The 24383-nt window shown below is 64.0% G+C and carries 23 protein-coding genes; 11 read left to right on the forward strand and 12 right to left on the reverse strand.

Annotated elements, in window-relative coordinates; all coding sequences use genetic code 11:
* Positions 1-3: 3 nt before the first annotated feature.
* A complete protein-coding gene (locus FJW04_RS04530) occupies positions 4-684 on the forward strand; it encodes an amino acid ABC transporter permease (protein WP_027141826.1) in 681 nt (226 codons plus the stop codon).
* Positions 681-1451: an amino acid ABC transporter ATP-binding protein gene (locus tag FJW04_RS04535; protein ID WP_015315300.1), complete on the forward strand. Its 771-nt coding sequence runs from the start codon at positions 681-683 to the stop codon at positions 1449-1451. Before FJW04_RS04530 ends, FJW04_RS04535 begins: the two co-directional genes overlap by 4 nt.
* Positions 1452-1528: 77 nt before the next feature.
* Here FJW04_RS04535 and FJW04_RS04540 read toward each other — a convergent pair whose 3' ends face one another.
* The 6 genes from FJW04_RS04540 to FJW04_RS04565 all read right to left on the reverse strand — a co-directional run bounded on the left by FJW04_RS04540 (position 1529) and on the right by FJW04_RS04565 (position 9562).
* Positions 1529-2110, reverse strand: coding sequence for a CarD family transcriptional regulator (locus FJW04_RS04540; RefSeq protein ID WP_015315301.1), 582 nt, complete (start codon positions 2108-2110; stop codon positions 1529-1531).
* 368 nt (positions 2111-2478) lie between these two features.
* Complete coding sequence (gene fdxA / locus FJW04_RS04545) at positions 2479-2817, reverse strand: ferredoxin FdxA (RefSeq protein WP_015315302.1); 339 nt, start codon at positions 2815-2817, stop codon at positions 2479-2481.
* Between the two features lie 228 nt (positions 2818-3045).
* Positions 3046-3432, reverse strand: coding sequence for an RNA-binding S4 domain-containing protein (locus FJW04_RS04550; protein WP_140712626.1), 387 nt, complete (start codon positions 3430-3432; stop codon positions 3046-3048).
* Positions 3433-3442: 10 nt separating this feature from the next.
* A complete protein-coding gene (locus FJW04_RS04555; RefSeq protein ID WP_140712628.1) occupies positions 3443-6820 on the reverse strand; it encodes a helicase-related protein in 3378 nt (1125 codons plus the stop codon).
* 731 nt (positions 6821-7551) lie between these two features.
* Complete coding sequence (gene phbB / locus FJW04_RS04560; RefSeq protein ID WP_015315305.1) at positions 7552-8277, reverse strand: acetoacetyl-CoA reductase; 726 nt, start codon at positions 8275-8277, stop codon at positions 7552-7554.
* Positions 8278-8383: 106 nt separating this feature from the next.
* Positions 8384-9562 (reverse strand): acetyl-CoA C-acetyltransferase, encoded by a 1179-nt coding sequence (locus FJW04_RS04565; protein ID WP_015315306.1) that lies wholly within the window; start codon positions 9560-9562, stop codon positions 8384-8386.
* On the opposite strand from FJW04_RS04565, the gene FJW04_RS04570 reads away from it, so the two are divergent.
* A complete protein-coding gene (locus FJW04_RS04570; RefSeq protein ID WP_140616661.1) occupies positions 9549-9776 on the forward strand; it encodes a hypothetical protein in 228 nt (75 codons plus the stop codon). The genes FJW04_RS04565 and FJW04_RS04570 overlap by 14 nt on opposite strands.
* 81 nt (positions 9777-9857) lie before the next feature.
* Positions 9858-10466: a polyhydroxyalkanoate synthesis repressor PhaR gene (phaR, locus tag FJW04_RS04575; RefSeq protein ID WP_015315307.1), complete on the forward strand. Its 609-nt coding sequence runs from the start codon at positions 9858-9860 to the stop codon at positions 10464-10466.
* Positions 10467-10486: 20 nt separating this feature from the next.
* Here the strand turns inward: phaR and FJW04_RS04580 are convergent, their stop codons facing one another.
* Entirely contained in the window at positions 10487-11629 is a 1143-nt protein-coding gene (locus FJW04_RS04580; RefSeq protein WP_140712630.1) for a citrate synthase, read from the reverse strand.
* Between the two features lie 93 nt (positions 11630-11722).
* On the opposite strand from FJW04_RS04580, the gene FJW04_RS04585 reads away from it, so the two are divergent.
* The 6 genes from FJW04_RS04585 (at position 11723) to FJW04_RS04605 (ending at position 19649) form a co-directional block, all read left to right on the forward strand.
* Positions 11723-12811: a citrate synthase/methylcitrate synthase gene (locus tag FJW04_RS04585; RefSeq protein WP_140712632.1), complete on the forward strand. Its 1089-nt coding sequence runs from the start codon at positions 11723-11725 to the stop codon at positions 12809-12811.
* A 218-nt stretch (positions 12812-13029) separates the two neighbouring features.
* Positions 13030-14160 (forward strand): patatin-like phospholipase family protein, encoded by a 1131-nt coding sequence (locus FJW04_RS04590; RefSeq protein WP_140616664.1) that lies wholly within the window; start codon positions 13030-13032, stop codon positions 14158-14160.
* A gap of 92 nt (positions 14161-14252) precedes the next feature.
* Complete coding sequence (locus FJW04_RS29875) at positions 14253-14429, forward strand: hypothetical protein (protein WP_181171150.1); 177 nt, start codon at positions 14253-14255, stop codon at positions 14427-14429.
* Between the two features lie 536 nt (positions 14430-14965).
* Entirely contained in the window at positions 14966-16141 is a 1176-nt protein-coding gene (locus tag FJW04_RS04595) for an efflux RND transporter periplasmic adaptor subunit (RefSeq protein ID WP_140712634.1), read from the forward strand.
* Between the two features lie 76 nt (positions 16142-16217).
* Positions 16218-19394, forward strand: coding sequence for an efflux RND transporter permease subunit (locus tag FJW04_RS04600; protein ID WP_140712637.1), 3177 nt, complete (start codon positions 16218-16220; stop codon positions 19392-19394).
* A gap of 96 nt (positions 19395-19490) precedes the next feature.
* Complete coding sequence (locus FJW04_RS04605) at positions 19491-19649, forward strand: DUF3309 family protein (RefSeq protein ID WP_015315312.1); 159 nt, start codon at positions 19491-19493, stop codon at positions 19647-19649.
* A gap of 64 nt (positions 19650-19713) precedes the next feature.
* Here the strand turns inward: FJW04_RS04605 and FJW04_RS04610 are convergent, their stop codons facing one another.
* Entirely contained in the window at positions 19714-20673 is a 960-nt protein-coding gene (locus tag FJW04_RS04610) for an SDR family oxidoreductase (RefSeq protein ID WP_140712639.1), read from the reverse strand.
* 89 nt (positions 20674-20762) lie between these two features.
* Positions 20763-20972 carry a DUF680 domain-containing protein gene (locus FJW04_RS04615; RefSeq protein WP_140712641.1) on the reverse strand — a complete coding sequence of 70 codons (210 nt, stop codon included), beginning with the start codon at positions 20970-20972 and terminating at the stop codon, positions 20763-20765.
* Between the two features lie 114 nt (positions 20973-21086).
* Here FJW04_RS04615 and FJW04_RS04620 point away from each other — a divergent pair, with 114 nt between their 5' ends.
* Positions 21087-22001, forward strand: coding sequence for a LysR family transcriptional regulator (locus FJW04_RS04620; protein ID WP_140712643.1), 915 nt, complete (start codon positions 21087-21089; stop codon positions 21999-22001).
* Here the strand turns inward: FJW04_RS04620 and FJW04_RS04625 are convergent.
* The 3 genes from FJW04_RS04625 to FJW04_RS04635 all read right to left on the reverse strand — a co-directional run bounded on the left by FJW04_RS04625 (position 21959) and on the right by FJW04_RS04635 (position 24356).
* Positions 21959-23140, reverse strand: a complete 1182-nt coding sequence (locus FJW04_RS04625; protein WP_015315316.1) for an MFS transporter — start codon at positions 23138-23140, stop codon at positions 21959-21961. The two genes, FJW04_RS04620 and FJW04_RS04625, sit on opposite strands and share 43 nt — an antisense overlap.
* A gap of 98 nt (positions 23141-23238) precedes the next feature.
* Entirely contained in the window at positions 23239-23547 is a 309-nt protein-coding gene (locus FJW04_RS04630) for a DUF1244 domain-containing protein (RefSeq protein ID WP_015315317.1), read from the reverse strand.
* Positions 23548-23558: 11 nt separating this feature from the next.
* The gene (locus FJW04_RS04635; protein ID WP_140712645.1) at positions 23559-24356 is read right to left on the reverse strand and encodes an N-formylglutamate amidohydrolase; all 798 of its coding nucleotides are present in this window, start codon (positions 24354-24356) and stop codon (positions 23559-23561) included.
* Positions 24357-24383: the final 27 nt, after the last annotated feature.

Genomic DNA, 24383 nt, shown 5'->3' on the forward strand with positions numbered 1-24383 from the left:
TTCGTGCCGCACTGGCTGCAACTGATGCTGGACTCGCTGCCCTCGCTGCTGTGGGCAGCGTTGATCTTTACCGTGCCGCTGACGTTGCTGTCCTTCGTGCTCGGCCTGACGGTAGGGCTGGGCGCGGCGCTCGGCAGGCTGTTCGGCCCGAAGCCGCTGGTGGCGCTCGTGCGCTTCTATGTCTGGATCTTCCGCGGCACGCCGCTCCTGGTGCAGCTCTTCCTGATCTTCTACGGCCTGCCGTCGGTCGGCATCCTGCTTGACGCCTTCACGGCGGCGCTGATCGGCTTCACGCTCAACATCGGGGCCTACACGTCGGAAATCATCCGGGCGGCCATCGGCTCGGTGCCCAAGGGCCAGTGGGAGGCCGCCTATTCGATCGGGATGACCTGGAGCCAGGCGATGCGGCGCACCATTCTGCCGCAAGCCGGACGGGTGGCGGTGCCGCCGCTCTCCAACACCTTCATCTCGCTGGTCAAGGACACGTCGCTGGCCGCCGCCATCACCGTGCCGGAAATGTTCCAGGCGGCGCAACGCATCGTCGCCACCACCTATGAGCCGCTCATCCTCTATGTCGAGGCGGCGATCCTCTATCTGGCGATGAGTTCGGTACTGTCGGCCTTGCAGACGCGACTGGAGGAGCGGCTCAACCGCTATGGCGGCTTCCTGGAGGCACGCTCATGATCAGCCTCACCAACATCGAAAAGCGTTTCGGCGACAATCTCGTGCTGAAGGGGGTGACTGTCGCCATCGCCGAAGGCAGCGTCACCGCGCTTGTCGGCCCTTCCGGCGGGGGGAAAAGCACGCTGCTGCGCTGCATCAACCTGCTGGAGATCCCAACTTCGGGCACGGTGCGGATCGGCGACGAGACGCTTGAGTTCCGCCCGGGCGGGAAGGTGCCGGCGGCGGACATAAGGCGTCTGCGCCTGCAGACCGGCATGGTGTTCCAGAATTTCCAGTTGTTTCCGCATCGCACCGCCATCGAAAATGTCATGGAAGGCTTGGTTACGGTGCTCAAATGGTCGCCGCAGAAGGCACATGAGCGGGCACTCGCGCTGCTGGAGAAGGTCGGCATGGTGCATAAGGCCGATGCCTGGCCGGCGACGCTGTCGGGCGGCCAGCAGCAGCGCGTGGCGATCGCCCGTGCGCTGGCGCCGTCGCCGAAGGTGCTGCTGTGCGACGAACCGACTTCGGCGCTCGACCCGGAGCTGGCGCAGGAGGTGGTCGATGTGCTGGGTCAGCTCGCCAGCGAGGGAACGACCATGGTGATGGCGACGCATGATTTGCGCCTGGCCTCCAAGATCGCCCAGGAGGCGGTGTTCCTCGACGCCGGCGTCATCGTCGAGCAGGGGGCATCCGCCAAGCTGTTCGGCAATCCGGAGCGCGAACGCACCAAGCGGTTTATCGCCACGCTGAAGCAGGAGGCGGCGGAGGAAGAGGGAGGCGCATAGGCGCGACAATCGCGGCCTTCCCCAAAACAAAAACCCGGCGCGAGGCCGGGTTTTCGTCAACTTGAATGCGAAAAAGCTCAGGCAGCTTCTTCCTGCTCGGCTTCCTCATTGTCGGCCTTGGCGCCACGCTTGGGGCCTTTGTTGAGGTTGACCTCGATCAGGCGCACGGCTTCGGTTTCCGACATGCGGTTGACGGCCGCGATCTCGCGGGCCATGCGGTCGAGTGCCGCCTCGTAGAGCTGGCGTTCGGAATAGGACTGCTCCGGCTGGTTGTCGGCGCGATAGAGGTCGCGCACGACTTCCGAGATCGAGATCAGGTCGCCCGAATTGATCTTGGCATCATATTCCTGGGCGCGGCGCGACCACATGGTGCGCTTGACGCGGGCGCGGCCCTGCACGACCTTCAGCGCGCGCTCGACATAATCCTCTTCCGACAGCTTGCGCATGCCGATCGAGGTCGCCTTGGCGACCGGCACTTTCAGGCGCATTTTGTCCTTCTGGAAGTCGATGACGAACAGTTCCAGCTTGTGGCCAGCCACTTCCTGCTCGTCGATCGAGACGATCTGGCCGACGCCATGCGCCGGATAGACGATGAACTCGCCGGTCTTGAAACCGTGACGTGCAGCTGTGGACTTCTTCTGCGGGGTGATCGTTGCCATTACGCCCTGAACTCCTTGTTGTGGGCCGGCGGCGGTGCCGGCTGAACTCACGTGATCGGGGTCACCGATCATTAGCCGCACAACAGATGACCCACCGGAAAAGCCGGGACCGGCAAACCGCAAGAATTGCGACCGCCTGGCCCAGATCGCTCTGGTCCGGAATGGGATTTTCACCTTTCAGTGATTTGGGGCGTCTGCGCCATAAATCGACGTTGTGTCACCGGCATGTTTCGCTGATGTAACACAAAAAGTCGGAAGAATCAAGGTTTTGCTGCGTAAGCGAAGGCCACAACCAATCGCCGCCTGTCAAGGCGGTTAATCCGGCGTGCCTGTTACGCTGCGTCATACAAGCCTTTACAGCGGTGTTGTCAATCGCCTTCGCCGGGCTCGGCGGAGAAGTATTTCTCGAATTTGCCGGCCTCGCCGTCGAAGCTCTTGGCGTCGGCCGGCGGCTCCTTCTTGGCGGTGATGTTGGGCCATTTATCGGCATATTCGGTGTTGATCTGCAGCCATTTGTCGAGGCCGGACTCGGTGTCGGGCTTGATCGCGTCGGCCGGGCATTCCGGCTCGCAGACGCCGCAGTCGATGCACTCGTCGGGATGGATGACGAGCATGTTCTCGCCTTCGTAGAAACAGTCGACCGGACAGACCTCGATGCAGTCCATATATTTGCATTTGATGCAGTTGTCGGTCACCACATAGGTCATCGGTCGGCTCCGGGACGTCCCGTTTTTGTTGGCTTTTTCCGTGAGGTAACGCCTTTATGGGCTGCTTGCAAGGGTAGCCATCCCCAGCGGCGCCAGAGTTTGGGAATTGAATTTCAGATCGGCGGTGCCGCGACGGTCCCGCATCCCTCACCGACGTTGGTTTGCCGGTGCAAAATCTGTTTTGGTTGCCGTTGCCGCGGGAGAGCACATCCGCATTGATCGGCAGGCTCAATCTTCGTCGCGCAATCGGTCGGTCTGGCGACGCTCTTTTTTGGTCGGTCGGCCGCTGCCTGCCTGGCGCAGCGCCGCGATAGCGTCGGGCGGGGCGTCGCCCTTCGGTGCGGTCGGGGGCGACATGTCTTGATAAAGAGTGCGGGCTTCCTCGGACGGGCCGCGCCGCGCGCCAGCGCCGAGCACCTTCCAGACGAAAATACGCCGATCGAGCGTGATGGTCAGCACGTCGCCTGGCTTGACCAGATCGGAGGCCTGCGCTGCTTTGTCGCGATTGATGCGCACGCGGCCGGCGACCACCAATTTGGCCGCCAAAGAGCGCGATTTCACCGCGCGCGAGAAGAACAGCCATTTGTCGATGCGCTGACGGCCTTCAGCAACCATCGAAGCGAGTTTACTTCTTCAATTGGTCGCGCAAGGCGGCGAGCTTGGCGAAGGGCGAGTCCGGATCGAAACGCGCCGGGCGCTCCTCGCGCGGCTTGGGCTGGAAAGCGGGCTTTCCGCCGCGATCGGTACCCTTGCCTTCCGGCCTGCCGCCCTTCCAGTCTGGCCGGCCTTCGCGGCGCTCGGGACGCTCGCCCTGCGGGCGGCCGTCGCGGCGCTCAGCGCCCTCAGCTTGCGGCTTGGGCTTGAACTTCGAGCGGTCGAAGCGCGGCTTTCCGGCGCCGTCGCGGCGTCCTTCGTGCGCGGGACGGTCCGCGGGCGCGGCTGTTGCCTGTTCGCCGCCGGCCGGCGCGTTGCTTCGGCCGTGCGCCTGTCCGTTTTGCGGCCGGTTGTTGCGGCCGTCGCGATGACGCGGACGCTGATCGAAGCGACCTTGGCGCCACAGCAGGATCGGCTTTGGCGCTTCGGCTTCCGGCACGGGTTCGCCGGCGGCTTCCGCCACGGCAGCCGGTTCGGCGGCTACCGTCGACGCGGAGGCTTCGACGGCGGGGTCCGCCGCTGCGGTTTCCTCCGTGGGTGCCGCCTCTACCTCGGCAGTTTCAGGTTCGGCCCGCGGCTCAACCGGCGCCGGCTCGGCGGCTTCAACAGCGGCTTCGGCTACAGGTTCCTCCGCAACTTCAGCGGTGGCTTCCGCCTGCTCTTGCGCGACAGCTTCCACCGGCGCGTCGGCGGCGACTTCGGCTGGAACCTCCGTCTCCACGTCGGTTGCCGCATCCGGCACCAGTTCAACTCCCTCGGCGGCCGGCGAAACCGCCTCTTCCGCCGCCTTGGCTTGTTCCGCGCGGGCTGCTTCTTCGGCTGCCTGCCTGGCCGCGGCGGCTTCCCGCGCGGCATTGTCCTGCGCTTCCAGCCGTGCCTTGACTTCCGCGGCCGGCTTCGGCTCGGCGCGATAGCCAAGACCCTTGAGGATCTCTTCCATGTCGTCGGCGGTGGCGCCAAGGATCGACATCATCGGCGGCGTCACCATGAAGGACTGGCCGTCATAGGCGCCGTCCGGACGCTGGCCAAGGCCGGGCTTCCAGTTGGTCGCCGGGCGGATCAGGTCGGCCAGCCGCTCCAGAATGTCGATGCGCACGGCGCGGCGGCCGAGATTGCGGTAGCCAGCGAGCTTGTAGAAGGCCTTGTCGAAGGCCGGGTCGATGACAACAGAGGTGCGGCCCGACGCCAGCGCGTGGACGACGTCGCCGAAGCCTGGCTTGTCCTTGCCGTCGTTCTTCAACGCCCACAGCAGCGTCACCAGCCCGGCGGGTGCCGGCTTGATCAGCGCCGGCACGAACACGTGGTAGGCGCCGAAGCGGACGCCAAGCCGGCGCAGCGCCGCGCGGCCTTCCTGGTCCAAGGATTTCATCTCTTCGGCGATGTCACGACGGTTGATGAGGCCGAAATTCTCGACCAGCTGGAAAGCGATGCCACGGCCGATGCCGGAAATCTGCTCGGCGTTCTTCAGATCGACCAGCGGCTTCAACAACGACTCGATCTGGAAATTGACGAAGCGTTCGGCGCGCGCCGCGACCTTGTCGCGCGCCGGGCCCGTCAGCTGTTCGTCAGCCAGCAACACCAGGCGCGGCTTCAGCGCGTCTTCGCCCGAGACCAGCGTGCCTATCGGCGCGCCGATCCAGCGCAGCGTGCCGTCCGAACCGAGCGCGAGATCGCCATTGGCGCAGGCGCCGAAGCGCTCCGCGCGTGCCTCGAACTCGGCGGCAAGCGCCTTTTGCGCGGCAGTGCGCACGGCCTTGGCGTCTTCGCCGCCGGCGGTCTGGTCGGCGGTGAAGCGGAACCCTTGCAACTCGCCGACATGATGGCCTTCGACAAGGACGGTTCCGGTAGGACTGATTTCGGCTTCAGGCATGGTATTTTCTCTAAGGCGCCGCATGAGGACGGAAGTCCTGCGGTCTACGAAGCGTTTCGTCAACCGCTCATGCAGCGCATCCGACAATCTGTCTTCGATTTCGCGCGTCTTTTCCTGCCAGTGTGCCTGATCGGCCAGCCAGCCGGGCCGGTTCGACACGAATGTCCAGGTGCGGATCTGGGCGATGCGGTGCGACAGCGTGTCGATGTCGCCCTCGGTGGTGTCGGCGCGGCGCACCTGTTCGGCCATGTAGTTCTCGTCGACATGGCCCTGCCGGGCGAGGTCCATGTAGATCGAGGCGATGAGGTCGGCATGCTGGGCAGGCGCGATCTTGCGATAGTCGGGCAGGGCGCAGGCTTCCCACAGCAGCGCCACGCGCTTGGCGTTGGTGGCGAGCGCGCGGATGTCTTCGTCGCGGGAGAGATGTTCGAGCGCTTGCGCATCGACGGCCGGCAGCGCGCGTGTCAGACCCTCGACCGGGGCGTTGGTCTCGATCGAGCGCTTCAGCGCATCGAGGCTGGCGAAATCGAATTGGGCGGTGCGCCACTGCAGCACCTTCACCGGGTCGAAGTCATGGCCCTCGATCTTCTGGACCAGGTCCTCGTCCAGCGGATCGACCTGGCCGGTGACGCCGAACGTGCCATCGCGCAGATGCCGGCCGGCGCGGCCGGCGATCTGGCCGAGCTCCGCCGCCGTCAGATTGCGGTACTGGTAGCCGTCGAACTTGCGGTTCTGGGCGAAGGCGACATGGTCGAGGTCGAGGTTGAGGCCCATGCCGATCGCGTCGGTGGCAATGAGATAGTCGACATCGCCCGACTGGAACAGCGCCACCTGAGCATTGCGGGTGCGGGGCGACAGCGCCCCGAGCACGACGGCCGCACCACCCTGCTGGCGGCGGATGAGTTCGGCGATGGCATAGACCTCGTCGGCGGAGAAGGCGACGATCGCGGTGCGCCGTGGCAGGCGGGTCAGTTTCTTGGAGCCGGCATAGGCGAGATGCGACAGCCGCGGCCGCGTCACCACGGAGATGCCTTTCAGCAGCCGCTGGAGAATGCCGTGCATGGTGGCCGCGCCAAGCAGCAGCGTCTCCTGGCGGCCGCGCAGATGCAGGATGCGGTCGGTGAAGATATGGCCGCGCTCGAGGTCGCCGGCCAGTTGCACCTCGTCGATGGCAACAAAGGCGGCGTCGGTTTCACGCGGCATGGCTTCGACGGTGCAGACCGAATATCTGGCGCCCGGCGGCTGGATCTTCTCCTCGCCGGTGATCAGCGCCACTTTGTTGGCACCGACCTTTTCGCAGACGCGAGTGTAGACCTCGCGGGCCAGCAGCCTCAGCGGCAGGCCGATGACACCGGTTTCGTGCGCCACCATGCGCTCGATTGCGAGATGGGTCTTGCCGGTGTTGGTCGGCCCAAGCACGGCGGTCACGTCGCGGCCCGACAGGATCAGCGGCTCGGTGTGTTTCGGCTGGATGTTCATCGCTCGGAAATAAGGCTTTCTGGCCTCTCGTGGTCGGGAGCGTGCCAGGACGGCGCGTATGACAGCCGACACATAGGGATTTCGGGCGCGAAGCGAAAGCAGAATGTTCCGGCAGGGTTCCGGAGACGCCCGCCTCACTCCGCAAATCAGCCCCTGCTTAACAGTTGGAACGAGTCTGGAACGAATCAGCGACGAATCGGCGACTCCGTCAGATTCAGCTTTTGTTCACGGCTAGATATGGATTTCGTGACCACGAGTCTCACCACATGCTGAATCACCGAACTGGCCCGTTTTATGCTGGGCGGGTCCTGCCGTTAACTTTCGCCGGGAACAATGAGGGCGATTCGGTGCGCGTCCTGTTAAGCTTATGAAACTGTTAATCTTTCTAAACTCGGCGTTAAAGAATAGCAGCTTATCGCGGCCATTAATCTTAACATTGGGGCTCAAAGCCGGAACGAATCGGCGACAAAGCAGCGCCGGCCGTATTTTCTCTTTTTGTTCCCTCAATATCTTGTGTTGTGAACAGCTTATCCACCGAGAATCCACAGGCTTAACCACAGGGTTCGCACAGACGCGCCTACCGGCATTAACCTTTGCGTGCCGGATTGGGGCATTGCGTCACAGCGGCGTCTTCCAAGAGTCAGGCGCCATTTGGAAGCGGACCGATTTTCCGGTCCGCTTATCGCAGGGCACGCATGGATCCGCAGCGTTGGACTGCGCGAGCAGACGTCTCAGACGAAGTACTGGCCGCCATTGGCGGTGAGGGTCGAGCCGGTGATGAAGCCGGCATCTTGCGAAGCGAGGAAGACCACGCAGCGCGCGATCTCTTCCGGTTCGCCAAGGCGGCCCACGGGGATTTGCGGGATGATGCGCTCGTTGAGCACCTTTTCGTCGATTGCCTTGACCATCTCGGTAGCGATGTAGCCAGGGCAGATGACGTTGACGGTGATGCCCGCGCGGGCGCCTTCCTGGGCGAGCGCCTTCGAGAAGCCGATGTCGCCGGCCTTGGCGGCGGAGTAATTGACCTGACCGGCCTGGCCCTTCTGGCCGTTGATCGAGGAGATGGTGATGACGCGGCCGAACTTGCGGTCGCGCATGCCGCCCCACAACGGATGGGTCATGTTGAAGACACCGGACAGATTGGTATCGATCACCTCTTTCCACTGCTCGCGGGTGATCTTGTGGAACATGGCGTCGCGGGTGATGCCGGCATTGTTGACCAGCACCGAGACAGGGCCGAGGTCGGCCTCGACTTGTTTGATACCGGCCGCGCAAGCGTCATAGTCGGCGACCGACCATTTGTAGACCGGAATGCCGGTCTGCGCCTTGAACTTCGCCGCCGCCTCGTCATTGCCGGCGTAGTTCGCGGCAACCGAATAGCCGGCGTTCTTCAAAGCGATCGAGATCGCCGCGCCGATGCCACGCGATCCACCCGTGACGATTGCAACCTTGGTCATGCATTTCCCCTTTTGAAATCGCCCTGTTGTCGGGCTTGGCAGGCACTGGATTTACGACAGGCACCACATGTGAAACGGGCGGCTTGCGCCGCCCGTCCAAAGTCTATCAGAAAGCCTCCACGCACATGGCGACGCCCATGCCGCCGCCGATGCATAGGGTGGCCAGCCCCTTCTTGGCGCCGCGTCGGCGCATTTCGAAGACCAGCGTGTTGAAGATGCGGGCGCCCGAGGCGCCGATCGGGTGGCCGATGGCGATGGCGCCGCCATTGACGTTGACGATCGAGGGATCCCAGCCCATGTCCTTGTTGACGGCGCAGGCCTGTGCGGCGAACGCCTCATTGGCCTCGACAAGGTCGAGATCCCCTGCCGACCAACCGGCCCGTTCCAAGGCCTTGCGTGAAGCGGGAATGGGTCCGGTGCCCATGATCGCCGGATCGACGCCGGCGGTCGCCCAGGAGGCGATGCGCGCCAGCGGGGTGATGCCACGCCTTGCGGCTTCCGCTTCGCTCATCAGCAGCGCGCCGGCGGCACCGTCATTGATGCCGGAGGCATTGGCGGCGGTCACCGTGCCATCCTTGTCGAAGGCCGGCTTCAGCTTGGTCATGGCATCGATCGTGGCGCCGTGGCGGATGTATTCGTCCTGATCGACAACCGTATCGCCCTTCTTGCCCTTGATGGTGAAGGCGACGATCTCGTCCTTGAACTTGCCCGCCTTCTGCGCGGCCTCGGCCTTGTTCTGGGAGGCCAGTGCGAACTGGTCCTGGTCGTCGCGGGTGATCTGGAACTGGCGGGCGACGTTCTCGGCGGTGTTGCCCATGTGGTAGCCATTGAAGGCGTCCCACAGCCCGTCCTTGATCATGGTGTCGATCATCTTGTAGTCGCCCATCTTGACGCCGGCGCGCAGGTGCTCGGCGTGCGGCGACAGCGACATCGATTCCTGGCCGCCGGCAATGATTACCTTGGCGTCGCCGGTGGCGATCTGCTGCATGCCGAGCGCGATGGCGCGCAGGCCCGAACCGCAAACCTGGTTGAGGCCCCAGGCGGTGGTCTCCTTGGGCAGTCCGGCAAGGATCGAGGCCTGGCGGGCCGGGTTCTGGCCTTGCGCCGCGGTCAGCACCTGGCCGAGGATGACCTCGTCGATCTCGGCCGGTTCGACCCCGGCACGCGCCAAAAGTTCCTGCACGACGACGGCGCCGAGCTCATGCGCGGGCGTGGCGGCGAAGGCGCCGTTGAAGGAGCCTACAGCCGTGCGCGCGGCGCTGGCAATGACAATGGAAGCGGACATTTTCTTCTCCAGACTTCAAGGGTGTTGTTGTGCCGTTGAGGACTTTTTTGCCCTTTCCCACCCCCAAGTCAAACCGGAAATCGGCATGGCGCCGATGCGCCGCAAGCGGGCCGCGCATCGTGGTGTCGGCGGTCCGGTCGCTGCCGCGCAGCATATTTTGCCTGCTATGCAGCATTATATGATCCCGCAGTGCACAAACTGCTTGGAATTGTAGGGCTTTTGCGCATATCCTCAAAAAGGGCGCAATCGTTACCGGCTGCTTACTCAGGCGTGCCGGGATCCGGGGAGGATGCAGATGGCCGCAAAAGACGACCCTATCATTATCAAGAAATACGCCAATCGCCGCCTCTATAATACGGGGACGAGTACGTATGTGACGCTCGAGGATCTGGCCGAGATGGTCAAGAAGGGCGAGGAGTTCACCGTCCAGGACGCCAAGACCGGCGACGACATCACGCATCCGGTGCTGACCCAGATCATCTTCGAGCTGGAGAACAAGGACGGGCAGAACATGCTGCCGATCCCGTTCCTGCGCCAGCTGATCGCCTTCTACGGCGACCAGATGCAGATGATCGTGCCGAGTTTCCTCGAGCAATCGATGATCGCCTTCTCCAAGGAACAAGAGCGGTTCCGCGAGCAGATGAAGGGCGCCATCGGCAAGTCGCCACTGGACGTGATGAAGATGGCGACGCCGATCAAGGCGCTGGAAGAACAGACGCGCCGAAACATGGAAATGTTCCAGAACGCGATGCGGCTGTTCACGCCTTTTCCGCCCGCCGGCTCGGCACCGGCAGCGGCCCCCGCCGAGCCGGCCAGGAAGGAAGCGCCGGAGAAGTCCGACGATCTGCAGCAGTTGAAGGACCAGATCGCGGCCATGCAGCGCAAGCTCGATACGATGTCGTGAGCGCATAGCGCTCACGCGATTTACGGCAGCAATCCCTCATAGCGGCCGCGCGGCCGGATGATGCTGCCGGTCACGATCTGTTCGACCAGATGTGCCGCCCAGCCGACGCTGCGTCCAAGCGCGAAGAGGTGGAACGGTGCATCGCGCGGCAAGCCAAGGCTGCGCGCCAGCACGGCCAGGGCAAAATCGATATTCGGTTGGGCGCCGGTCGCCGCCATGGCGGCGGTTTCCAGCGACCGCAATGTTTCATCGGTGTTGTCGAAGGCCGCCAGAAGCGCCGTGGCCCGGGGATCGCCCTCGGGATAGAGCTGGTGGCCGAATCCCGGCAGTGGCCGGTCGTGGCCAAGCCAGTGCCGGATCGCGGCATCGGCACCATGCCGTCCCGCGTCTTCGGCGAGTTGCATCACGGCTTCGCCGGCGCCGCCGTGGCGGGGACCTGACAGTGTCGTCAGGCCGGCCAGCAGACAAGCGGCGGGCGAGGCTCCGGTCGAGGCGGCGACGCGGGCCGCGAAGGTCGACGCGTTGAGTTCGTGATCGGCAAGCAGCACAAGCGCACGCCGGATCGCATCCGCGCCTTCATCGTCCACCGACCAGCCCCGCGCCAATCGCTGGTGCACCGGTTCCGGCCCCGCCTCGGCACCGAGGGCGCTGGCCAGCACACCGATCGCGCGTGCGGCATCAGTGCACAGCGAGGCAGCATTTCGTCCAAGCGAAGACCGCGCCTGGCCGGCAAGCAAAGCGAGTTGCACGAACGCCTGGGCGCGGCCGGTCGGGCGCGGCGCATCTGGTGGTGATGCTTCGAAATGGACCGGGCCGGACAGAGCCCAGAGCAGTCCAGCGGTTTCTTCCAGCGTGGCATGGTCGGACAGCGCAACGGCATCCCGGCCCCGATAGATGAGGTTGCCGTGCCAGACGGTCGAGATCGCGGTGACGAGCGACGGCTCGCCCCAGGCGATCGCGCTTTCGGCAATGGCCGAGGGGCTGCGCCCGCGCGCCCTTCGCGTTGCCAGCGCCGCGATGTCGTCGGCGCGGTACTGGCTGCGGCGCGGATCGGCCCGATCCGGGCGCATGCCGATGCGGCCGCGGCTGACATAGGCATAGAGCGTCTGCGGCCTCACCCGGAGCCTTTCCAGCGCCTCTTCCCGCGACAACCATTCGGACATATCGAGCTCGGATATTGATTCTATTGATCAAGATTGATGCTTATGGCGCCCATCCTTATCTCCCACCAGGAAAAGCTTCAAGGAGACAAGGCCATGGCGAACGGGCTCGATGAGGTGGTGGCGGCCGAAACCGTGCTGTCCGACGTGGATGGCCTGGGCGGCCGCCTGACGATCCGAGGCCATTCGCTTGGGGACTTGGCTGGACGATGGAGTTACGCCCGGGTCGTCCGCCTGCTGCTGGACGGCTTCTTCGACGATCTGCCCGGTGACGCCGAACTGGCGGCAAGGTTGGGCGGGGCACGCACCGAGGTCTTCGACCGGCTCGCGCCTTCGCTGCGCCTGCTGGCGCCGCTCGAAATCTACAGCGCCATGCGCGCCGGCATCGCCTTGCTGCCGGATGGCGAAACGCTGGCGGACGCCTTGCGGCTGATCGCTGCGCCGGCGGTGCTGACGCCGGCCTTGCTGCGCCTGCGGCGCGGCGAGCAGCCGATCGCACCCGACGGCAAGGCGGATCATGCCACCGACATGTTGCGGATGCTCAGGGGATCGGCCCCGTCGCCGGCATTGGCAAACGCGCTCGACACGTATCTGGTGACCGTTTGCGATCACGGCCTCAATGCCTCGACCTTCGCCACCCGCGTCGTCGCCTCGACCCAGGCCGGCCTGACACCGTCGGTGCTGGCCGGGCTTGGCGCGCTCAAGGGGCCGCTGCATGGCGGCGCGCCCGGCCCGGTCATCGAGATGCTCGACGCCATCGCCGCGCATGGCGATGCGGCCACCTGGCTGCGCGACGAGATCGCGCATGGCGAACGCATCATGGGCTTCGGTCACCGCATCTACCGCGTGCGCGATCCGCGTGCCGATGTCCTGAAAGCGGTGGTGCGCAAGCTTGGCGGTGAGGGCGACACCGGCAGGCGGCTGGCTTTCGCCGAGACGGTCGAGCAAACCGCGCTCGACGTGCTCCGGGTCGCCAAGCCGCAGCGTTCGCTGCAGACCAATGTCGAATTCTACACCGCACTGGTGCTGGAAGCGGCAGGGTTTCCGCCCGAGGCGTTCAGCAATGTCTTCGCAGCCGGGCGCGTTGCCGGCTGGGTCGCGCACGCGCGCGAGCAGCAGACCACCGGACGGCTGATCCGTCCGCAGTCACGCTATATCGGGCCTGTGCCGGACCTCGTCGCCTAGCGCCCATTTGCCTGGCTTCATGCCTGTTTCGAAAGCCGCGGTCTCTCCGCATGCAGCGATTGGCTTTCGCATGACCGAAATTTCATGTGATCACGCGAGCGTGTTCGTGTTCTTGCCTTGGTCCATTCTTATATGCTGCACTGCAACATAAGCTGGCGATAGCTGCTTCCTTCGAACGATGTCGGGGCAGGCCGGCGAATCAGGATGACAGGAACGCCATGACGAAGAACGGCAAGGCGGAGGAAAAGAAGAAGATCAATATCGCTCTCCAGGGCGGCGGCTCGCATGGCGCCTTTTCCTGGGGCGTGCTCGATCGGCTGCTGGAGGATGGCAGGCTGGAGATATCGGCGGTGTCCGGTACCAGTGCCGGCGCGATGAACGCGGTGGCGCTGGCTGACGGTTTTGTCAGAGGCGGGGTCGAGGGCGCGCGCAAGAAGCTGGACGATTTCTGGCGCGCGGTGGCGGCGAAGGGACGGTTCAGCCCGGTGCAACGCATGCCGTGGGATGTCGCCTGGGGCAATTGGTCGATCGAGAACACGCCGGGCTATGTCTTCTTCGACACCATGTCGCGGGTATTCTCGCCCTATGTCGCCAACCCGCTCGGCCTCAATCCGCTGCGCGACGTCGTCGCGCGGGAGATCGATTTCGGGAATGTCCATGCCTGCAAGCCGATGGAACTGTTCATCTCCGCCACCAATGTCGAGACAGGGCAGTTGCGAGTGTTTTCCGACGGCGAGATCGATCTCGACACAGTGATGGCCTCGGCCTGCCTGCCGCAACTGTTCCGTGCTGTCGAGATCAAGGGCGTGCCCTATTGGGATGGTGGCTATGGCGGCAATCCGGCGCTCTATCCATTCTTCAAGACGGCGGCGACCGAGGACGTGCTTCTGGTGCAGATCAACCCGGTGGTGCGCGAGGGAACACCGAGAAGCGCCAACGAGATCCAGAACCGCATCGACGAGATCACCTTCAATGCCGGGCTGCTGCGCGAATTCCGCTCGATCGCCTTCGTCAAGGAACTGATCGCCGCCGGGCGTCTGCCGCATGGCGAATACCGGGACATCCGCATGCACCGCATCGATGCCGACGAGGCGTTCAAGGGCCTGTCGGCATCCTCGAAGGTCAATGCCGAATGGGCCTTCCTGACCTATCTGCGCGACCTCGGCCGCACCGCCGCCAGCGACTGGCTTGAAGAGAATTACGCTGCCGTCGGCAAGCATGCCACGCTCGATCTCTCGGGCGAACTCGACGACGGTTTCAAGCCGGTCCGCGGTCCAGCACCGGGCCGTCGCGTGAAGGAGTTTCTCGCCGTTCGCAAGAATCCGGAGGCAGAGCGCCGTCGGGCCTGAGCCCGCCGGCGGCATGGCGGGGTCTCCGCAGCAGCGCGTAGTCCAGCGCTGCTGGCGTGACAGCAACCTTGGCGTGCGGAAGAGCCGTCATCATGCTGACGCCTGTTGCCACCAACGGTCAGATGACGCCGGGCGGAAGACGTCCGAAGGGATCGGGCGCAATGCTCGACCCGAATTGCGAATGGGACGAAACACACCCGGTGTTCCCGCACCTGTCTCGTGCCGAGCCCTATGTCGCGCGTATCGCGACGCGATGGTCCAAGGCGTAAGAATGCGGGCGCGTTGAGTTTTTCAGCATCAGGTTCGACCTCGGGGCCTTGGCGGCGGCAAGCCTGACCTGAAAGGTTGCCGTGCCTTTTTTCGAACAATTCCAGCCCTTTAGTCGAGTGTTATGGTGTCTCGACCATTGCCTCTCGCCGATCACACTGACGCGGATCGTCGGTTTGTGCCTGCACTTCGATCGGCGACGCAATGCGGATCGCGGCTATATTTCGGAGACGGCCGGACGGGCCTGTGGCGAGCCGCGCTGGTCTCCGGTGGACGATGTTTCAGAGCCGGATTGTGAGCCGGCGGCCGGCTTCACCAAGTAGCCTGGCAAGTGACGAAGTACCGTTTCATGGCGGCCACACCTTGTTCGGCTACGCAATGCTGCTGCAACTTTGGGGCTATATTGCGATGCAACTTTGATGTAGAAGCGCGCTCGCCGATCACGGCAATTTGAACACGGTCGAGCGCGCACCCATATCGGCGACGCGCACGCGTCATCAGACGCGGTGCTGGCCGAACCCGCAGTGGAAAAATGACGATGCCTAAAATCAGGTTTCACAAGCTTGCAGCCATTGTTGTGCTCATCGGTTTCGCGGCGTGGATGGCGACAGGCGAGTTCTCGTCGGTCGGCAGCGTGGCGGCGAACAAGGCCAAGGCAGCCGAAGCCGAGCAGGGCAAGACGCCGGACGCGAGCAAGCCGAAGACGGCGGAAGCCGAACCGAAGGCCCCGCTGCGTACCGTCGCTGTGGTGACGCCGCCGCGAAAGACCTATGCGCGCGCCATCCGCATTTCCGGGCTGACCGAAGCCGACAAGCGCGCGGTGCTGGCAACCCGCGTCGCCGGCGTCATCGACAAGCTGCCGGTCAAGCAGGGCGACCACGTCAAGACCGGCGACCTGGTGCTGATGCTCGCCGCCGAGGAAAAGATCTCGATGGTCGACAACGCCAAGCAGCTTGTGGCGCAGCGCAAGGCCGAACTCGACGCCGCCGAGCGTCTGGCCAAGACAGGCAATTTGCCGAAGCTGCAGCTCGACACCGCCCGCTCCAACCTGACCCAGGCGCAATCGCAGCTGGACACCGCACAGGCCGAGCTCGACCGCAACGAAGTGAAGGCGCCGTTCGACGGCGTCATCGACCGGGTGCCGGTGGAACTCGGCAGCTCCGTCATGCAGGGCGGCGAGGTGGCGACGATCCTCAAGCTCGATCCGGTGATCGCGCGCGGCGAAATCAGCGAGCGCGACCTCGGCTATCTCAAGATCGGCGACAAGGCCAGCGTTCGGCTGGTCAGCGGCCAGACCGTCGAAGGCACCGTGCGCTATATCAGCCGCGACGCCTCGTCGGCGACCCGCACCTTCCGTGTCGAGATTGCCATCCCCAATGCCAATGGCTCGGTGCCGGCCGGCATGACGGCCGAAATCCAGCTCAGCGCGCTGCCGACCGACGCGGTGCTTTTGCCGCGCTCGGTGGTGACGCTCGGCGACAAGGGCGACCTCGGCATCCGCGCCGTCGGAAAGGACAACAAGGTGGCGTTCTTCCCGATCGATCTGGTCGACGATACGCCGACCGGTCTCGTGCTTGGGGGCATCCCGGCCGATGCGCGCATCATCGTTGCCGGCCAGGAACTGGTGAAGGAAGGCGACGAGGTCAAGCCGGTCGAGGCGGACCAGGCGACCATCAACAAGCTGATCGGCGAAGCCACCGCCGGGACGCAGTAGCGCAGCGACGCCGGCGCCGGGCCCTGCCCGGCGACGTCAGTCCGTTCGCCACTCCCGAAAGCAACAGGCATAAGTCATGGATATCGTCAGACTCGCAATCAACAATGCCCGCCTGACCATCTCGGTCCTGGTCTTCCTGCTGATTGCAGGCTGGGTCGCCTATCAGTCGACACCGAAGGAAGCGGAACCCGATGTTCCGATTCCGATGATGTATGTCAGCCTGGTCTATCAAGGCATTTCGCCGGAGGATTCCGAGCGTCTTCTGCTGCGGCCGATGGAAAGCAAGTTGAAAAGCCTGAAGGGCCTCAAGGAGATGCGCTCGGCCGCCTTCCAGGGCGGCGGCTACGTTCTGGTCGAGTTCCAGCCGCAGACGAACCTGGCGACGGCACTGCAGGACACACGCTCCAAGGTGCAGGACGGCAAGGCGGACCTGCCGCAGGCGGCCGAGGAGCCTGTCGTCACGGAGGTCAACATTTCCGAATTTCCGGTGCTCGTCGTCACGCTGTCCGGCGAATTGCCCGAACGCGTGCTGGCTGCCGCGGCGCGCGAACTGCGTGATCGCATCGAGGAAGTGCCCGGCGTGCTCGAAGGCTCGTTGCAGGGCTCGCGCGACGATCTGGTCGAGGTCGTCATCGATCCGATGAAGCTGTCGTCCTATGGCCTGCAGCTCGACCAGCTGATCGGCGCGGTCGGTGCTTCCAACAGCCTGGTCGCCGCCGGCAACATCGAGGGCTCGGAAGGCAAATATGCCGTCAAGGTGCCGTCGCTGATCGAGACACCCGAGGATGTGGCGGCACTTCCCGTGGTCGCCGGGCCCAATGCCGTGGTGCAGGCCAAGGACATCGCGACGATACGCTCGACCTTCGCCGACGCGACGACAATCACGCGCCTCAACGGCAAGCCGGCCATCGCCATCGAAGTCAAAAAGCGCATCGGCGCCAATCTGATCGATACGCTGACCAAGGTCAGGGAGGTGTCGGATGCCTTCGTCAAGACCATGCCCGAGGGCATGCACGTCACCTACACGCAGGACAAGTCGGTCTTCGTCAACCAGCTGCTGGGGGACTTGCAGAACCATGTGATGATCGCTGTCATCCTGGTGTTCATCGTCATCCTCTACGCGCTGTCCGGCCGTGCCTCGCTGCTGATTGGCCTGGCCATTCCGTCGTCCTTCCTAATCGGTATCCTGCTGCTTGCCATGATGGGCTACACGATCAACATGATCGTGCTGTTCAGCCTCATCCTGGCGGTCGGCATGCTGGTCGACGACGCCATCATCGTCACCGAGTTCGCCGAACGAAGGATGAGCGAAGGCATGCCGAAGCAGGAAGCCTTCGCGCTTGCCGCCAAGCGCATGGCCGGCCCGGTCATCGCCGCGACGATGACGCGTATCGCCGCCTTCTCGCCGCTGTTGTTCTGGCCCGGCATCATCGGCGATTTCATGAAGTACATGCCGATCACGCTGATCGTCACGCTGTCGGCCTCGATGCTCTATGCGCTGGTCTTCGCGCCGACGCTGGGCGCTATATTCGCCAAGGCGCCGCAGCATCACGAGGATGGCAATCGCGACGGCTGGTACATGGCTGTCGTCAAGCAGGCGGTGCGCTTTCCCATCACCGTGATGGTGCTCACCGTCGTCTTGCTGACCGGTATTTTCGTTGGCTATTCAAAGTACGGTGCCGGCGTCGAGTTTTTCCCGAGCGTCGAACCTGACTACGGCCTGCTTTACGTGCATGCCCGCGGCAACCTTTCGCTGGCCGAAATGGATACGGCGACCAAGATCGCCGAGAGCCGGTTGCTCGGGTGGCCTGGCGTGAAGTCGGTCTACACCCGCGTCGGCAAGACGCAGGGCGGCGGCCAGGACGTGCCCGAGGACGTCGTCGGCGTCATCCAGTACGAATTCATCGACTGGCGCGAACGCAAGTCCGCCAACCAGATCCTAAGCGATCTGCGCGGCGTGATGGCCGGCATTCCCGGGGTCGACGTGGAGGTGCGCGTGCCGGAAGCCGGTCCGCCGACCGGCAAACCGATCCAGATCAGGCTATCGGCCGTCGATCCAGCCGGCCTCGACGACAAGGCGCGCGCCGTCGCGGCGCGTATCGCCAAGGTGCCGGGCGTCATCGATATTTCCGATGGCCTGCCGCCGCCCGGCGTCGACTGGGCTCTCGAGGTCGACCGCGCCAAGGCCGCGCAATACGGCATCAGCCCGACTTCGGTCGGCACCGTGGTGCAGCTGGTGACGAACGGACTGAAGCTCTCCGAATACCGGCCTGCTGGTGCCGATGACGCCGTCGACATCCGCCTGCGTCTTCCGGAAGACCGGCGCACGCTGTCGACGCTGGACGAGCTCAGGGTGCAGACCTCGCAAGGGTCGGTGCCGATCTCAAACTTCGTCGTGCGCAAACCCGAGCCGACGGTCGGCATCCTCAACCGCATCGACGGTGCCCGAACCGTGGTGGTGCAGGCCAATGTTGCCGCCGGCCAACAGGTCGCGGCAGTCCAGCAGCAGGTCACTCAGGCCGTCACCGATATGAATCTGGGCAGCGGAATACGCTGGAAGCTCGCCGGATCGAATGAGGACAGCGCGGAAGCCAGCGCCTTCCTCGGCAAGGCCTTCGGCGCGGCGATCTTCCTGATCTTCTTGGTGCTGCTGGCGCAGTTCAACAAGTTTACCAGCGTATGGCTGGTGCTGTCCTGCGTGGTCATGGCGACAATCGGCGTGTTCCTTGGACTGCTGATCACGGGCGAGACGTTCGGCATCGTCATGTCGGGCATTGGCGTCATCGCGCTGGCCGGCGTGGTGGTGAACAACAACATCGTGTTGATCGACACCTACGACCGGTTGCGTGAGGAGGGCTGGGACAAGATGGACGCGGTGCTGCAGACCTGCCGCGAGCGTGCGCGACCGGTTGTGCTGACGGCGGTGTCGGCGATTCTCGGCGTGCTGCCGATCGCCTTCGGCCTTGGGCTCGAAATCTTCCATCACGAGACGACGATCAATGCGCCGTCGACGCAATGGTGGATTTCGCTGTCCTCGGCGATCGTCTTCGGCCTGTCCTTCGCCACCATTCTGACGCTGGTCGTGACGCCGTCGATGCTGATGGTGTTCACCCGCGCCAAGATCAAACCCGGCGCGCGACGCGGCTTAATCAGCCGTCTCTTCCGGCGCGGCAAGGGCGAGATCTCCTCCCAAGGGCCTCTGGCAGATGTCGGCGCCGAGCCGGCAGTCAGCTTCCCGAAGGCGGCGGAATAGAGCGTTTCGCAGGCCAAGCAACAAAGGCCGTCCGGGAACAACCGGGCGGCCTTTTGCATTGTTCCCTCGAATGCAACCAGACGGCGAGGGCTCAAAATGACGATCAGCACACTTCTCGTTATCATCCTGATCCTGATCCTGATCGGCGCTGTGCCGGCATGGCCGCATTCGCGCTCCTGGGGCTACGGACCATCGGGCATTGTCGGCGTCATCCTGGTCGTGGTGCTGATCCTGCTTGTGCTGGGCAGGATCTGACCGGCAACGATTTCGCCGCCGGACCTTACCGAGCGCAGCCGTTCTCACCTGCCAGCAAGCTCGATCAGGCGGCCTGGCGACGGGTGGGCGCGACGGCGATGCCGATATCCTGCAAGGCTTTGTTCACCGCCTGATCGAGCGGCGTATGCGGGATTTCGCCGATGATGCCTGCCAGCCGCGTCGAGGCCAGCCGGTGCGGCTCGAAGCGCAGGTATGACATCGAGACGATCTCTCGCCACATCGCCACGAACGGGCTGCCGGCGCGCAGCACCCACCAAGGCATGGAAGTCATCTTGAGTTGATGGCCGATGGCGTTCTCGGCGGCCACCTTGATCTCGAGATCGGTGACGGCATGGCCTGGAAAGTTCAGCGCCTCATAGAAGCCGAGCTTGTCGAGATTGCGGGCCAGCGCGACGAAACCGACGGCGAAATCCGGCAAATAGGCCCATTCATGCACGAGGTCGGCCGGACCGGGCGCGGTGTAGATGCCCTTGTTGATCTTGGCGGCGACGATCAGGTCAAACCAGGAGCCGCTGCCGGTGCCGCCGAAGAAATCGCCGGCCCGCAGAACAATGGTGCGCACCCGTCTGGCCTCGGCCTCACGGCGGAACAGATCCTCCATGGCACAGCGGATGCGGCCCTTCTCGGTCGTCGGATGGAACGGCGTGTCTTCCGTGATCACCGCCGGCATGGGCGAGCCGTAATTGTAGACGGTGCCGGGGAAGAGATGCTGCGCATCGTTGGCATGGCAGGCGGCCATGACATTTTCGGCCATTGGCAGGCATTTGCCCCAGTCGGTGTAGATCGGGTTGAGGCCGTTGAAGATGATGTCGACACCCTCGGTGGCCTGGATCAGCGATTGACGGTCCAGCGCATCGCCGGCAACCGCCGTGGCGCCCTCAAGCTCGGCCGGCACCATGCCGGTACGGGTGACGGCGCGGACGTCGAAGCCGGCGTCCATGAAGGCCTTGGCAACCACGCGACCGAGCCGGCCATTGGCGCCGAGAATTGCGATCTTGGTCATTCTTCGTCTCCTTATTCGTTTTCAAGTGCCGGGTTTGCCTAGAAGCGACGGGACAAGCCCGCCGCTTCTGGATTTTCGAGGGCCGCCGTTCAGCGGCTGCCGAAGAGGTCGCGGTTGCTGCCCTGGACGGCTGGCTTCTGATTGGTCGCCTCGGACTTGCTGATCGACGTGGTGGTCACATTGTCGGTGGTGACGACGGTTGGCTGGCTGGCATTGTCCGAGCCGAACTTGTCGCTGCCGGCGAAAGCCGTGTTGGCGGCGATGAAGAGGGCGGCGGTTGCGATTGCGATCTTGGTCATTGGATTACTCCTGATTGGTTGTTGCAGTCGGTATCGGTGTTTGCAGGGTGAATATGATTGCTTCATCGATGAATTAAAATTGACTACGAATGCAGGTTTGATATTCATTATTGAATGGACGACATTGACTGGAACCTGATCAAGAGCTTTGTCACCGTGGCGGAAACCGGCAGCCTGTCGGCCGCGGCGCGAAAGCTGTCGGCAAGCCAGCCGACGCTTGGCCGTCACATCGGGGAGTTGGAACAGGCGCTCGGCGTCACGCTTTTCCGGCGCGGGCGAAGCGGCTATGCGCTGACCGAAGCGGGAGCCACGCTGTTCGAGCGCGGCAAGACGGTGAGCGAGCAGGCAAGCGCCTTTTCACGGCTCGCGCTGGGTTCGGTCGAGGCGATCGAAGGCACTGTGCGCATCGCGGCCAGTGAGGTGGTAGCGGCCTATGTGCTGCCCGACATGATGGCGCGGCTCGGCATCGATGAGCCCGGCATCGAGGTCGAGATCGTTGCCTCGAACCAGGTCGAGAACCTGCTGCGCCGGGATGCCGACATTGCCATCCGCATGGTCAAGCCGGCGCAGAACGAACTGGTGGCGCGCAAGGTCTGCGATATCGCACTCTGCGCCTGCGCGGCCATATCCTATCTCGATAGGCGCGGGCGCCCGCTGGGGCCGGCCGACCTCGTCAATCACGCCCTGATCGGCTTCGATCGCAGCGACGAAATGATCCGAGCTTTTTCCCAGTATGGCATCCCGGTCACCCGAAACAGCTTTCGTTTCAGGGCCGACAGTCAGATCGTGCTCTGGGAAGCGGTGCGGGCGGGAAACGGCATTGGTCTTGGCCAGGAGCCGCTGGCAGACCGCGATCCGCTGGTCGAAAAAGTGTTGCCCGGCCTGCCCTTGCCTGCCCTGCCGGTATGGCTGGCCATGCATCGCGACGTGCGCACCAGCGTGCGCATCCGGCGCGTGGCGGATTTTCTCCACGAGGAATTGAAACGTTATTCGGCGGGGGCGGCATCCGGAGCGAATTCGGCGCGGTGAGCCAATCCGGCCATCAGCAAGACGACGATCAGCAGAGCCGACATGGCGATGAAGATCGGGCCGAAGCTGGAATGCTCGGCGACGAAGCCGATCGCCGACGGCGCCACCAGAATGCCGGAATAGCCCATGGTGGTGACGACGCTCATGCCGGTGCCCGAGGACATGCCCTCCTGGTTGCCGCCGGCGGAAAAGATGATCGGCACCATGTTGGCGATGCCGAAGCCGCAAAGCGCAAAGGCTGATATGGCGAGCCAAGGCGAAGGCGACAGGCCGGCGATCAGCATGCCGGCGGCCGCGACGATGGCCGAACCGCGCAGTGTCATCACTGCGCCGAAGCGGTTGCGGACGCCATCGCCGAAAAAGCGCATGATCGCCATGACGCCGGAGAAGGCGGCATAGGCAAGACCGGCGACGGCGAGGTCGGCGCCGAGTTCCTGCCGCAGATACAGCGCCGCCCAATCGAGCACCGCGCCCTCTGAAATCATCGTCAACAGGGCCATCAGGCCGATGAGGTAGACCAATGGGTTTGCCGGCAGAGCGAATTTATGATGCTCGACCGCCTGCGGTTTGTTTTCGGCCACGATGTGGGGCACCGCCGCCGCGATTGCCGCGAAGGCAAGCACGGTCACCACCGCGGCATGGGCGAGGTGGCCATAGGTCTGGATGGCGAAGCCGCCGAGGGCGCCGCCGGCGAAACCGCCGAGGCTCCAGAAGCCGTGCGACGAGGACATGATGGCACGCCCCAGCCGCCGTTCCACCACCACCGCATTGGCATTCATGGCGACATCCATGCCGCCGATCGAGCCGCCGAATATGAACATGGCGATGGCCGCCAGCGGCACGTCGGGTGCCAGCGCCACGACCAGCAGGCCGAGGCTGCCGCACAGGCCGAACCAGCGCAGCACGGTGCGCGAGCCGTGTTTGGAGATCAGGTGGCCGCACCATGTCATGGCGGTGACCGCGCCGGCGCCGAACAAAAGGATCAGCAGGCCGAGCGTGAATTTCGAGATGTCCAGCCGGGTCAGGAAGACAGGAATCTGCGGCGCCCAGCTGCCGGTCAGGAAACCATTGGCGAGGAAAATGGCCGCCACGGCCCATCGCCCACGAATGGCAGTCTGCATGGCGTTCGAAGCGTTCATGGCACGAATCCGGTCAGAAAATGGCTTTGCGCGGCAAATTAGATCGATTCAATTTTCAGTCAAGCGCTGTTGTGGGAAAGCATTTGGGCTAAACGGGCTCAGTGATCCTTGGGGCGCCGTGCTTCGAATTCCGCCTTCTTGGCGTCCGAAGCCTCTATCTGGTTGAGCGCCTGCCATTGCGCATAGGGCATGCCGTAGACGATCTCGCGCGATTGCTCTTTGCCGAGCTCGACGCCTTCGGCATTGGCTGCTTCGCGGTACCAGTTCGACAGGCAGTTGCGGCAGAAGCCGGCGAGGTTCATCAGATCGATGTTCTGCACGTCGCCCCGTTCACGCAAATGCTCGACCAGTCGCCGAAAGGCGGCGGCCTCGAAGTCGCGCTTCTGTTCGTTGCTGAGTTCGGTCATCGAAACCTCCGTCATAGCGGCCCGGTGCGCGAGCCGAACATCTTTACCGCATGTATATCGGGACGGCGGTCGATCGCGTCAACGATCGGTGCGAGCCGCCCGGCCCAGGCGACAATGCCCTTCTGGTCCGCTATCAGATCCTGGCGGATTTCGATCAGCGCGTGGGCATAGCCATTGACGATGGCGTGCCTGAACATGGTGTCGCCGCGCAACGCGCCATCATACGGTTCGTTATCGCCAACCACGAGTTGTTTGTGCTCAGCCAGCATATCGATCAGCGGTCGCGCCACCCGGTCGTCCTTGTCCCACAGGATACCGACATGCCACGGACGTTGCTTGCCCTGCATGGCAGGGGTGAAGGAATGCACCGAGAAGATGAAAGGCGCTTGCCCTGAAGCCTGCGCGACTGACGCAATCATGGCGCCGACCGCGTCGTGATAAGGGCGGTAGAAGCGATCGAGCCGCCTTTCGCGTTCCTCCTGCGCCAGGGGATAATTTCCGGGAATGATGGTGCCGTCGTAAAGCTGGCGAATGAGTGTTGGATCGTCCTCGCCTCGGTTGGGGTCGATCAGCAGCCGCGAGAAATTGGCGAGCACCGCCGGCGCATCGAGCAGGGCCGCCAGTTCGCGCGTCACCGCTTCGACGCCAGTGTCATAGGCGATATGGCGGTCGAATTCGGCCGCCGGCAGCCCCAGGCTGCCATATTCTTCCGGCAGGTCGCGGCGGGCGTGATCGGCCAGAAGCACGATGCCTCGCTTGCGGTCGCCCTCGACGATGTCGAAGGGCGCGAAAACTGTGGATCGGGTCATTGGCGGAAAATGGTCGTTCGCTGGCCT

It is taken from the genome of Mesorhizobium sp. B2-7-3, assembly GCF_006440715.1.
Lineage (GTDB): Bacteria > Pseudomonadota > Alphaproteobacteria > Rhizobiales > Rhizobiaceae > Mesorhizobium > Mesorhizobium australicum.